This is a genomic window from Klebsiella pneumoniae subsp. pneumoniae HS11286, from assembly GCF_000240185.1.
Lineage (GTDB): Bacteria > Pseudomonadota > Gammaproteobacteria > Enterobacterales > Enterobacteriaceae > Klebsiella > Klebsiella pneumoniae.
In genome coordinates, this window is record NC_016845.1 from 3,544,013 (window position 1) to 3,556,996 (window position 12,984).

12 protein-coding genes are annotated in these 12,984 nt (G+C 42.9%); 3 read left to right on the forward strand and 9 right to left on the reverse strand.

Annotated features, from left to right (window positions below; all coding sequences use genetic code 11):
- Nucleotides 1-20: 20 nt before the first annotated feature.
- The 7 genes from KPHS_35440 to KPHS_35500 all read right to left on the reverse strand — a co-directional run bounded on the left by KPHS_35440 (nt 21) and on the right by KPHS_35500 (nt 8,082).
- Complete coding sequence (locus KPHS_35440) at nt 21-1,337, reverse strand: glycosyl transferase family protein (protein ID YP_005227844.1); 1,317 nt, start codon at nt 1,335-1,337, stop codon at nt 21-23.
- Nucleotides 1,338-1,457: 120 nt separating this feature from the next.
- The gene (locus tag KPHS_35450) at nt 1,458-2,603 is read right to left on the reverse strand and encodes a galactosyl transferase (RefSeq protein ID YP_005227845.1); all 1,146 of its coding nucleotides are present in this window, start codon (nt 2,601-2,603) and stop codon (nt 1,458-1,460) included.
- On the reverse strand, nt 2,604-3,497 hold the full coding sequence (locus tag KPHS_35460; protein ID YP_005227846.1) for a glycosyltransferase: 894 nt from the start codon (nt 3,495-3,497) through the stop codon (nt 2,604-2,606).
- Nucleotides 3,494-4,444, reverse strand: a complete 951-nt coding sequence (locus KPHS_35470) for a putative UDP-galactopyranose mutase (RefSeq protein YP_005227847.1) — start codon at nt 4,442-4,444, stop codon at nt 3,494-3,496. Before KPHS_35470 ends, KPHS_35460 begins: the two co-directional genes overlap by 4 nt.
- Before the next feature lie 219 nt (nt 4,445-4,663).
- A complete protein-coding gene (locus tag KPHS_35480; protein YP_005227848.1) occupies nt 4,664-6,331 on the reverse strand; it encodes a DUF4422 domain-containing protein in 1,668 nt (555 codons plus the stop codon).
- Between the two features lie 243 nt (nt 6,332-6,574).
- Complete coding sequence (locus KPHS_35490) at nt 6,575-7,315, reverse strand: lipopolysaccharide O-antigen ABC transport system ATP-binding component (protein ID YP_005227849.1); 741 nt, start codon at nt 7,313-7,315, stop codon at nt 6,575-6,577.
- Nucleotides 7,315-8,082, reverse strand: coding sequence for a lipopolysaccharide O-antigen ABC transport system transmembrane component (locus tag KPHS_35500; protein ID YP_005227850.1), 768 nt, complete (start codon nt 8,080-8,082; stop codon nt 7,315-7,317). Before KPHS_35500 ends, KPHS_35490 begins: the two co-directional genes overlap by 1 nt.
- A gap of 1,045 nt (nt 8,083-9,127) precedes the next feature.
- Here KPHS_35500 and KPHS_35510 point away from each other — a divergent pair.
- The 3 genes from KPHS_35510 (at nt 9,128) to KPHS_35530 (ending at nt 10,655) form a co-directional block, all read left to right on the forward strand.
- Complete coding sequence (locus KPHS_35510; protein ID YP_005227851.1) at nt 9,128-10,132, forward strand: uridine diphosphate galacturonate 4-epimerase; 1,005 nt, start codon at nt 9,128-9,130, stop codon at nt 10,130-10,132.
- A 69-nt stretch (nt 10,133-10,201) separates the two neighbouring features.
- Entirely contained in the window at nt 10,202-10,342 is a 141-nt protein-coding gene (locus KPHS_35520) for a hypothetical protein (protein YP_005227852.1), read from the forward strand.
- 190 nt (nt 10,343-10,532) lie between these two features.
- The gene (locus tag KPHS_35530; protein ID YP_005227853.1) at nt 10,533-10,655 is read left to right on the forward strand and encodes a small membrane protein; all 123 of its coding nucleotides are present in this window, start codon (nt 10,533-10,535) and stop codon (nt 10,653-10,655) included.
- A gap of 422 nt (nt 10,656-11,077) precedes the next feature.
- Here the strand turns inward: KPHS_35530 and KPHS_35540 are convergent, their stop codons facing one another.
- A complete protein-coding gene (locus KPHS_35540) occupies nt 11,078-12,244 on the reverse strand; it encodes a UDP-glucose 6-dehydrogenase (protein ID YP_005227854.1) in 1,167 nt (388 codons plus the stop codon).
- A gap of 179 nt (nt 12,245-12,423) precedes the next feature.
- Nucleotides 12,424-12,978, reverse strand: coding sequence for a dTDP-4-dehydrorhamnose 3,5-epimerase (locus KPHS_35550; RefSeq protein ID YP_005227855.1), 555 nt, complete (start codon nt 12,976-12,978; stop codon nt 12,424-12,426).
- Between the last annotated feature and the right edge of the window lie 6 nt (nt 12,979-12,984).

Here is a 12,984-nt window from a genome sequence, read left to right on the forward strand (position 1 = left end):
ATGAAGTATTGATAAAAATATTACATTTTCCTCGCGATTAACGCTTTGATTAACCTTAAAGGTCTTGTGACTTTCCATGACAATGATGAAATAAGGGCTGAATAACGTTGAGTAGCGTTATTTAATTCATTTTGTAGTTTAGTTAATTGATCTTGCTGTTTCTGATACTCAGTTTCTAAATATGCATTTCGCTGGACCAACCTATCAATACGTTCTTTTTTCTGTGCAACGGACGCTCTTAGCTCATCAATTTCTTCTTCCCTGGCTTTAAGAACTTGATCCTGAGAAGCAATACTGGCTTGCAACTTCTCTGAAGATAAATTAGAGGATTCAAGCTCATGTAATACCCGATCTTTTAACGAGAAAAGATACTCTTCTGGCGTTAACCGAACCAGGCGATGGTGTGCCGCTTTGATAAAATCATCATAAAAATCGCTTTCATCAATATCCAATGAGGTGATGAATTCACGTGAAGCAGTGAATAAAGAATCAAACGCCGGACCAGAAATCGTATTTAAATTCCACTCAAGAAAAGTCACTGCATAATTATTAAAGTCTCTACCCCGTGAAGGCAACAAGTGCTGTGAGTCAATAAAGGAATAGAGAGCACGTAACGCATCAAGAGCACAGTGCCAGGATTTCTCTCTGGTCACCGATAATGAACCACTGCGGTTAATGGAATGAGAAATCAAGATCTCATCCAGGAACGCCATTCTTTTGGCAAGTAGCATAAAAGCGCTAACAAAAAATAAATCATTAGTCGTTCTTAAATCCTGGAATTGTAAACCAGTATCCAGTATAGCCTGGCGCCGGAAAAGCTTATCCCAGGGCCACCAGATAAATGCACCAAAGAAATTATGAGTGATCTCATCTGATGAAAATAGTTCTTTTTGAGGAAGTAAATCTACGCGCACGGACCATGGCATTGGTGCATATGAATGGGTTTGTAGATCTAAAGACTGGCATCGGCAGATAACCGCATCGGCTTGCAGCAATACAGCATGATCATACATCCGTTTGAGCATATTAGCATCGGGGTAATCGTCATCATCAAGAAAAATGATATATTCGCCACTTGCTATTTTTAATCCCATGTTACGTGATGCACCGGCACCGATATTCTGCGAATTATTCAAAAGACGTATCCGCGAGTCATTAGCGGCAAAGGACTGCAGTAGCTTTAACGTATCATCAGCCGAATTGTCATCAATAATGATGACTTCAATTTCCTGTAACGATTGCGATAAAATGGAACTAAGCGTATCAGATATATATTCTGCAGCATCGTGCACAGGTATCACAACAGAGACCAGTGCACTTGAAGATCTTTCAGACATTTGATCGCCTCCCAAGTGACACGTTACAGTAATTTTAGTTAATAATATACTTTAAAAAATTTGAAGGTAAAGAAACAGAATCTGGCAACTAATAAAAACGGTTAACCGTTTGATCGACAACTATCCTTCGACCACATCATGATAAGTCTTTAGCGTTTTACTAATAATCATCCCACTCGAGAATTTATCCTGAATACGCTTACGTCCTTTAATACCCATTTCAACGCGTGCTTTAGGATTGCTAAGCAAAAAGGCAAGTTTATCAGCCAGCTCTTCAGGTGAATTGCTTTTAACAATAATTCCATTATCGTTATCAATAATAAGGCTATCACAACCACCGACATCATAAGCAATACAAGCGCGACCCACAGAAGATGCTTCCAGAAGAATTCGCGGAACACCTTCAGAATAAACTGACGGCAAAGCAACGATATTTGATTGCTCAATAAGATCGCAAACGTTATTCGAACGACCTAACCAGTTAATTAATCCTTGCTGATGCCAATTTTCAATGACCTGAAGGGAAATTGCATCTTTATCATTTTCGACCAGAATGCCTGCAACATTCAAAGTAAAGTGAATATCCTTACTGCGTAATATTTTCTTCGCTTCAATTAAATCGCCCAGTCCTTTACTCCACAACATACGACTAGCAAACAATACAACAGGGACATCGTGATCCTGTTCAAGAGAATATTTGTATATCTCTGGATTAATGCCTGCACCATCAATAACAATCGTCTGTTGTTCTTCGAGTCCAACCAACTTAGCCAGTTTTTTTCTGTCTCGATCATGTTCAAACATAAATATACAGCGCTTATTGTTGGCTATATATTTATATGCGGCAATAGTAAACTTTCGCAATAATTTTAAAGGCATGCTGTCTGAAGAAAATACTCTTCCAAGCCCAACAAAACTTACGATGACCGGCAGATTAAATTTCTTCGCCAACACGCCACCAATCAAACATGGCTTGATAGTGATGCAATGCAAGAGATCCGGTTTTATATTTTTAATAATTTTTTGCACATCATGGTAAGTACGAAAGAAAACTAATGCATTAAAAGATTGAGCATCAAGAGTAACATTATGGCAAATAAAGCCGAATGTTTTGAATTTATTTATTATGTTGTCATCAATAAAATGGCTGATGATGTGAATCTCATAACCTGCATCACGGGAGGCGATGGCACGATCGATCCAGTGTAAATCGAAGTACCAATCCGAATTTATGAAATAACACAGTTTTCTCATTGCTATGCCCACTTAATGATACTTACCACTAATACCTTTTATGCCATGTGAAATTCCACGAAGAATAAATTTCATATAGGAATATTTTTGACGTTGCCATGGCAGAATTAATATATATTTTAGGATGCGTATTGCTATCGCTGAATTGCTATACACGCTATTTTTCTGGAATATTTTCTTGGACAGGATCAAATTACGGCATAGATAGTAAACCTTCCATTCAGGTGCAATAAGTTTGCCCTGAATACTCACATCATGATAAAAAAGCAACTCTGGGCTATACATAATTTTCTCACCAGCTAGTGATAGCTGATAGCCAAAGTAAAGATCATCAAAGTAGATAAAAAGCTGTTCATGGATGTGGTCAAGACTGGTCGTGAGCAGATCACGATGTATGACCATCCCAACAAATGAAACCGTTTGTACGAGCATAGAACGATTAGCTTCCGGGATAAACTCTCCAGGGTAGCGTAAATAGCGTACAGTGTCGCCAAGGGAGGTTGGTACACGCGAGAACGGCATATTCATCGGACACGGTTTTCCTTGCGGATCTTTCACCAGTCCACTAAATACCCGACATCCCCGCTTATCCAGCTGTGAAAAGGACTTCAACGTGTCTGGATAGGGGTAAGCATCATCATCGTAGAAAAATACCCAATCACTTGCCAGCTGTTCACAGATATACTGACTACCGGTTTTAAAGCCCCCCGCCCCACCGGTATTCTCGGTGAGGGTTAATACAATGACTCGTGTATCAACAATTGACGAAAGCCAGGCTTGGGTCCCATCCGTGGACCCGTTATTGACAATAACAATATTAGTGAATTCAAGTTTGAGGGTCTCTTCAACCGTTTTTTTCAGTTTGCCGAGACGATTGAATGTCACTATCAATGCCGTATATTTCATCGTACAGAAACCGTAAACACAGGCATTGGCTGATTATCAGTGAGTGAATTTAAATAGACTTCTGCCGTTTTCAATGCTTCGGCGATGGTCACATCCATGTCGAGGTAACGGTAGGTTCCAAGACGACCGACAAAAGTGATATTGGTTTCATTCTCGGCCAGTGACAAATATTTTTCAAGAAGAGCCATCTCTCCCATCTGGCGAATAGGATAGTAAGGAATATCATTTTCTTCACAAGCACGGCTATACTCTTTATAACAAACAGAGCCGTCGTGTTGTTCCCAGGGAGAAAAAAATTTATGTTCAGTGATGCGAGTATAGGGGACATCAACAGAACAATAGTTCATCACTGCGCAGCCCTGGTAATCACCCTGATAGGTAAACTTTTTAAAATCTAATGTTCGATAGCCCAGACGGCCATATTGGTAGCCATAAAACGCATCTAATGGACCGCTATAGAATACGTGATCGTAATGAGTTCGCTCGTCAACGATAAATTCCCGCTGTAAGTCAACCTTGATATTTTCATGATTGAGAATGGACTTAATCATCTGCGTATAACCACATTTCGGCATGCCCTGAAATTTGTGGTTAAAATAATTATCATCATAGTTAAAACGAACAGGAAGACGTTTAAGAATAGATGCGGGCAGTTCCGAGGGTTGCATCCCCCACTGTTTAATCGTATATCCTTTAAAAAAGGCCTCATATAACTCTTTACCAATAAAGCGTAACGCTTGCTCTTCAAAAGTTTGTGGATCAGCAATAGTGCTGTCCCCTTTCTCAGCAATGAGCGCTCTGGCCTCATCAGGCGAACAAGTTTTTGAGAAAAACTGATTGATAGTATGCAAATTAATAGGCAGGGAAAATACCTGACCATTAACTGTCGCTTTAACCCGGTTCACATAGGGCATCATCTCTGCATGCTTGTTGACATAGTTCCACACTGTTTCATTGTCAGTATGGAAAATATGGGGTCCATAAACATGTACCATCACATTCGTTTCAGCGTCCCGTGCATCATAGGAATTCCCCCCAATATGATCACGCTGATCGATAATATGGACTTGATGTCCCTTCTCAGCAAGTTGGCGACCGATAACTGCACCAGAGAAGCCAGCACCTACGATCAATATTTTTTTACTTTTCATCTGTTGTCTCTTTTATTATCCAAGAATAGCACGGCGTACTTTGTAATAATATTTAGTCATCATGTTTCTTCTTGGCGTGCCTATTGGTGCATATTTATTAACATAAGGCATCAGTACGTTCTTGATTTTGGTCTGGAACAAGATTTGTTGTTGCGGCTCGCTATGGGTTAAACCAATCGAAGCCGCTAACGACATCTGACGTTTATAGATTTCCATCTCCCATGGAGTGTTAGCGATGTTTTCAATAAAGTCGTCATAAAAATCGACTTTTTCGGTATTCCATGGTTTGTTCTCACCCGCATAATGAATCATTTTAGGCTTCTTGCGAGCTGCTAAAAATTTCATATACGTTGCAAACTTAAGATTAGGGAAGAAATCATCCGTGTTGCCATTACCATGATAAACGTTCCACTCTAATGGCAGAAATGTGACTCGAGAGTAGAAAACTTTATTCATGATATCCTGGTCGAGGAACCAGTATTTTTTTGCCTTTAATACCCGCATCAATTCAGCAAAAGTATTTTCTTCGACCATTTGTTTGACATTAAAAACAATAATCCCTGCCTGAAAATATTCATCAGGGTTATTCATGTTTAAGGTTTTCTGTAAATATTCGCCTGCCGGCATAACGCCATCATCTGATGCCGACATTGCAGAAAATTTTACAAAACCTTCCATGACGATATCCTTAACCGCTGCAACTAAATTGTTGCCCAGAGGGACATCAAGCAGTTCACCCAGGTCAGCCTTTACAACGGTATCCGAATCAATAAATACGACTTTATCGTATCGTCTGAACAGTTGAGGAATAAAAAGACGGGCATACGTTGATGCGCTAAAATGCGCTCGGGTATGCACACCGTTTATTTCAGTGAAAGCATTAACGTCAAAAAAACGAAGAGAAATATTCGGATGAGCCGAGGTTAGATTTACTAACCGCGTTTTATTCAAATAGCTTACTTTGTTTTCGAGTACGACGATATCATAATTTTTATTTTTATCCGCATGCCGGACAATGGAATTAATTAATGCACCACCGCTGACTGCGTAATTATCATCGAAACTGATAACCACTGGAACCGCAGAATCAAAAACTGGATTCAGTGCACCATTGAATGTTTCATTGCTGACAAAAGTACGCTGTAATTCTTTTACCTTAAGCTCACCATCTTGTTGCAACTTAATAATGTAAATATTAAACAGCCGTTCTGCTATATGCCCAATAACGCGTTTTTCCTGAGCATTATAATTGTTCATCGAGATAGCATCTTCGAGATTATCCAGAATGGAAAAGAGCCACTCAGAATAGTCAACAAAAATATCTTTGCGCATGACAAACATATTTGTGTAATAGCCATCACTGGCATCATTAAACGTTTTTATTGCCGCGCTATACTCTGGATATAGTTTTTCAACGATGGCAATGGCAGCCTGATAATCACGAATATGTAAGTATTCACCTCGTTCATAGTGATCGTAATTATTTTTACTTCCCGCCGCAGTGACAGACCATTTTTTGGGCAGCAAGATGTCAATACCTTCGACACACCGTTGAATTGTTTCTTCGTTTAATCCAAAGATCTTCTCATATTCTTCATCAATGCATGGATGGTTCACGACCCCCCACGTATCCTCAGAAAAAGTTTGTTTTTCGGAAAAATTAAGATGACGGCGATAGTGCATGAAACCGACATAGTCTGCCAGCTCTTCGTTTTTCCAAACCCAATAATGCGCAGTAAGTTCGCAATAAAACGGATTCTTAAAGGAAATATTATCGCCAGTGTCATCTCATGGACAACCAATTTCATTACAAGAATTAGCTTTGCCGACATGCAGAGGTTTGATAATTGCAGCATTAAGAAAAGCACTAGGCTTATGGTGGCTGGTATAGATTTTAACGCTATTGTTCATTATATTACCCACTGATTAAGCCATTGCTTGCTTGTACAGTTCAATGATTCGCTCTGCAGACCCCACTTCTCTGAGCCTATGATTTTCGATCCAGATGACTCTGTCGCAGATTTTTTCAACGTCACTCATATTGTGGCTAACAAACAATATTGTCACGCCTCTTTTCTTAAAATCTTTGATGGTCTGAATACATTTTGCCTGAAAAGCGATATCACCTACTGCCAGAACTTCATCAATAATTAAAATATCCGGTTCAACCTGACTGATGACCGAAAAACCTAACTTAGCTAGCATTCCGCTTGAGTACACTCTGATTGGCTCGTCTATGAATTCTCCCAGTTCCGAAAATTCAATAATACGTTCCATACGTTGCTGGACCTCTTTACGCCGAAGGCCCAGCAGAGTAGCATTCAGGTAAATATTCTCACGCCCGGTAAGTTCCGGATGAAAGCCTCCGCCGAGTTCAAGCATCGATGCCACCCGTCCTTCAGTGGTGACGGTTCCCTTAGTTGGCTTAATCACGCCGGCAACCAGGCCAAGAGAGGTACTCTTTCCTGCCCCATTACGTCCAATCAGGGCAACAGCCTCACCTTTGCCAACTGTAAAGGATACGTCTTCGATAGCTAAATATTTCCGCCCCTTCAGCAACTGAAAAGCGCGTTTCGGATGGAAAATTAAATCTTTGATTCCTGAGCCAATATGATGGTACAGAGGATACTCTTTTGTAACATGACTGAAGTTAATAACTGGGTGCATTACAAGATCTCTGCAAATCGATATTTTAATTTATTGAAAATAGACAAACCGACAACCGTCAAAATGATTCCCGTAAAATAGAGTATAGAAATATACTCATAATTAAGAGTCCCATTCATGAATAAATCACGCCAACTAAGAATCATACTCGCTAGCGGATTGTAGGTAATTATCCAGCTAAATTTTTCCGGAATCATATCAGACGCATATAAAATCGGCGTACAATAAAACATCAGCATAATCCCCAGACTGACAAAGCGCTCCAGGTCACGGAAAAACAGGTTCAGCGTTGAAAAGATGATTGAAACACCAAAGGTGAAAATCACCTGGCCAATAGCAATGAGAGGTATACCCCAAACCCAGGACAATGACGGCGTCATGCCATAAACAAAAAGAAAGACTACAATAACCGGGATGGTGCAAAGAAAATGCAAGCCTTCCATCATTACATTACTTAGCGGAATCACGGACCGGGGAAAAACTGTCTTCTTGATAATTTGAGCGTTAGCGATGAATGAAAATAATGAGTTAGTGGCCGAACTGGCAAACCATTGCCACGGAAACAAGCCGGTAATGAGGAAAACAGTATAATTTGGAATTTGTACTCTCATTACCAGCTTAAATATAAAATAATAAATCATGGCAAAAAGCAATGGATTTGCTACTGACCATAAATAGCCTAGCATGCTGCTCTTATAGCGCACTTTTAGATCTTTATTTGTTATGACAACAAGTAAATCAAATAAATACCCTAAATTGTACTTCATCTTTATACTCATAAATTATTCTGCAAATATCCACTGAATGAGTTAGTCATACCAGGTCTACCTCGCCGATCCTGTCAGGCTCAACAGTCGAGAAACTGACTGCTTTGTGCTGCGGGCAAAGTTTATCAGGCCAGCTGCCATTCATCGACTGCAACCAATGATTTGAACGGAAGCGCAAGCGACACCCCAGCCATAAACGATAAAAACCCTTTTAATTCAATAAATTAAAAAATCACCTTATGTTTTCTTCCACGCTACCGCCATTGGCTATCGCAACCAAAATGCGTGATCCACCGAGTTTTTAGCACTCACATCCGTTCAAACCGCACTGCAGATGGCATTACTGTTCAGTACAGCCATGCATCTCGTTACCTTAGCTACAAAAAGGCTTTACTCTGGCGTTTCCCTTCTCCGTTAGCTATCAGGACTTTCTCATTTCCGCAAGCAGCATGCCTGGCGTAGCACTCCCCTCACCTGCTCATCACGCCCTTACATGCAAAAGAACCATCTAAGGACAGCATGAAATTCTGAAATAATTTCTTGCATATTAATAACAACTTTTGGTGATGATTTATCAAGCAATACCTAAGTCTGCCAAATAGAACGGCAACGTATTATAACTCTGCAAGTAAGGAATAAAAGTAAAAATCCGGTGCATGGCTTTCTCAATGTAAAAATGGACACACTTTAGACGATATGATGGCATTATCGCTAAATGAGCTCTCGGGAAACAAACACACCGGGCAAACCAAAGTAACAATCTTTACTCTACGAGGCCAGACCGCGTCTAAAACCTAGCAATACTCGATAAAACCGAAACAAACAGATAACCCATTGTTTATATTGGTTTCTATAGTGCTTTTCATCTTCTGAATGGCTTAATACCTTTCACGAATGATAATTAATTACAAGGCATTTACTCTCAGACGCCGCTGTTTACAGTTACTTGCATATCTTGTCATGGCAAAGCAAGTGATCCCAACCGCAAGCCAGTGTAAAATCGGCACTTATGTAGAACGGGATATCCACACCCCGGAGGAAAAATATGAAGTTTTTGGTCACTGGTGCCGCAGGTTTTATCGGCTTCCATATCGCGCAGCGCCTGCTGAATGAAGGGCATGATGTTGTCGGAATCGACAACATGAACGACTATTATGACGTCAGCCTGAAGCAGGCACGTCTGGATCGCCTGGCATCTCCGGCATTCCATTTCCAGCAGCTGGATTTGGCCGACCGTGAAGGTATGGCAAAGCTGTTCGCCACAGAGCAATTTGACCGCGTGATCCACCTGGCCGCCCAGGCCGGCGTGCGCTACTCGCTGGAAAACCCGTATGCGTACGCAGACGCTAACCTGATGGGGTACCTGAACATTCTGGAAGGCTGCCGTCATACCAAGGTGAAACACCTGGTGTACGCCTCCTCCAGCTCGGTTTACGGCCTCAACCGTAAAATGCCGTTCTCCACCGAAGATTCCGTCGATCATCCGGTCTCCCTGTATGCCGCCACCAAGAAAGCCAATGAGCTGATGGCGCATACCTATTCCCATCTGTACGGCATCCCGACCACCGGGCTGCGCTTCTTTACAGTTTATGGTCCGTGGGGTCGCCCGGATATGGCGCTGTTCAAGTTCACGAAAGCGATGCTGGAAGGAAAAAGTATCGACGTTTACAACTACGGCAAAATGAAGCGCGACTTCACCTATATCGACGACATCGTCGAGGCGGTGGTTCGGGTGCAGGATGTGATCCCGCAGGCCAATGCCGACTGGACCGTTGAGAGCGGTTCCCCGGCCACCAGCTCCGCGCCGTATCGGGTATATAACATTGGCAACAGCTCACCAGTGGAACTGATGGACTACATCACCGCCCTGGAAGAGGCGCTGGGAATGGAAGCGAAGAAGAATATGATGCCGATCCAGCCGGGAGATGTGCTGGACACCAGCGCAGACACCCAAGCGCTGTATGACCTGGTGGGCTTTAAGCCGCAAACGTCAGTGAAGGACGGCGTGAAGAACTTCGTGGAATGGTACAAGGATTACTATCAGATCTAATCCCCCTGCCCTGCCGCAATCATCTGATTGCGGCAACCCCTTCTATGTAACCTCCGTTGTCCTGACTATGTGTCGACAGAATGCACATTCATTATTTTTTATATAATATTTTGTGCTATAGACGCTATTTTTGCCTTTTTACTCGCCCGCCTGAAACCAGTTTCATCCAGCCTTTTTCAGAAAAGCAAATATCCGCGCGCCAGGCACTGAAACTTTTCTGGTGTCCAGACCAATTTGGTTAGCGGAAACAGCATTATATGCTGAATGATAAAAAACATTACTATCTGTAGGAATTTTCCTAAATCCAGGATATGTTAGAGCAAGCCATGCAACAGCACAAAACTGATGTATTGCTTATCAAACTAATAATTCAATCAACATACGCCCTGTGGTAGATATTATGGAAAACCTATTTTTCTTAGTGGTCGCTGCCATACTACTTGCTGTTTCCGTTTATTTCTTAATTTCTTATTTAAAAGACAGAAAGAAAACGAAACTGACGTTTAATAAACGCAAGTGGTAAGGCCCGTTCCGTATTACAATTAGATTAAGATAATATTAAGAGATAAAAATGATATGACAGAATGACTATTCATTCTGCGTTTTGGCATGGCCTTAAGGCAAGAAAAAATAACGCTACTCGCGCCCTGTCCCGCGTTTTTTCATAGGACATAAATAACAAAAGCCTGCGTTGCAGGCTTTGTTTTACCTCCCGGCGCTTATCTCCGGCATCTACATCACAGTGACGGTAGCTCTTCACAAGGTAAGTTTAACTTATCGGACCTGTTTTCAATCCGCAACGGCTTTTGAGCAGGATCGTAATGTCCATCACAATTTATTGAGGTTAATCTGAATGAGCGGAAAATAGGCTCGGGGAAAGAGAAATGAAGGAGGGATAAAGGAACACACTGGCGGCGGCAGGCCGCCAGTGACAGACCGGCAGAATTAATCGTTGCCAAACAGATCGCGGGTGTAAACCTTATCCGCGACATCCGCCAGCTCTTCCGCCATACGGTTAGAGATGATCACATCCGCCTCTTGTTTGAAGGCATTCAGGTCGCGCACGACGCGGGAGTTGAAGAACTCATCTTCCTGCATCACCGGTTCATAGATAATAACCGGAATACCTTTCGCCTTGATGCGCTTCATGATGCCCTGAATAGAAGAGGCGCGGAAATTGTCCGAACCACTCTTCATGATCAGGCGATATACACCCACTACTTTCGGCTTACGAGCGAGAATAGAATCCGCGATAAAGTCTTTACGGGTACGGTTAGCATCGACGATAGCCGCGATGATATTGTTCGGGACCGATTCGTAGTTCGCCAGCAGCTGCTTGGTATCTTTCGGCAGGCAGTAGCCGCCATAGCCAAAGGACGGGTTGTTGTAGTGGTTGCCGATACGCGGATCCAGGCATACCCCTTCGATAATCTGTTTGCTGTTCAGCCCCTGGCTTTCAGCATAGCTGTCGAGCTCGTTGAAATAGGCAACGCGCAGCGCCAGATAGGTGTTAGCGAACAGTTTGATCGCTTCCGCTTCGGTGGAGTCGGTAAACAGGGTTGGGATATCCTGCTTGATCGCGCCTTCTTTCAGCAGATCAGCAAAACGTTCGGCACGCGCAGAGCGCTCACCGATGACAATGCGCGATGGATGCAGGTTGTCGTACAGCGCACGTCCTTCACGCAGGAACTCAGGAGAGAAAATAACATTATCAATCCCTAAACGTTCTTTGATGTCGCGGGTGAACCCCACCGGGATGGTCGATTTAATGATCATCACCGCGTTCGGGTTGATCTCTGTGACATCGCGAATAACCGCTTCCACCGTAGAGGTGTTGAAGTAGTTGGTTTTGGGATCGTAGTCGGTCGGCGTGGCAATAATCACGTAGTCGGCATTACGGTATGCGTCGTGCTTATCCGTGGTGGCACGGAAATTTAACGGTTTTTCTGCCAGATATTCCTGAATCTCTTTATCGACAATCGGAGAGATCTTCTGGTTAAGCATATCCACTTTGGCCTGTACGATATCCAGGGCCACCACTTCGTGGTTTTGCGCAATCAGGACACCGTTCGATAAACCAACATAACCTGTACCGGAAATAGTAATTTTCATTCGATTACACTTTAATCAGTTAACTGGGTAATGGCGGCTAGCCACGAATTTAAATAATGCTGTGCGCGGTTTTACGCTGAGAAGGAAGGTAAGTCAAGTCGGTCGGTTGACCAAGCTTGTAAACGAATAAACATGACGAGTTCCATTTGGAACCCGCCATTTTAGGAAAAACAACCTAATTATTTATAAACTTCTGCAGTGGCCAGAGTATGTGCCTGCAGATCTTTCTCCGACAGCGACAGCGCGCAGTCGCTCAGCGCCGGCCAGTCAATCCCTATCTCCGGATCGTTCCAGATGATGCTCCGCTCTGACTGTGGCGCGTAGTAGTTCGTCGCCTTGTAGACAAACTGCACCGTGTCGCTCAGCGCCATAAACCCGTGGGCGAACCCTTCCGGGATCCACAGCTGACGTTTATTCTCTGCGCTGAGCACCGCGCCCACCCATTTGCCAAAGGTTGGCGATGAACGACGGATATCCACCGCCACGTCAAATACCTCACCTTCCACGCAGCGGACCAGTTTGCCCTGAGCGTGCGGATCCAGCTGATAGTGCAGCCCGCGCAATACGCCTTTCTGGGACTGGGAGTGGTTGTCCTGGACGAATTCCACCTGGCGGCCCACAGCCTCATTAAACACCTTGCTGCTGAAGCTCTCAAAGAAGAACCCCCGCGCATCACCAAACACGCGCGGTTCAAAAATCAGCACCTCAGGAATATCTGTTTTAATAATGTTCATCTTTTG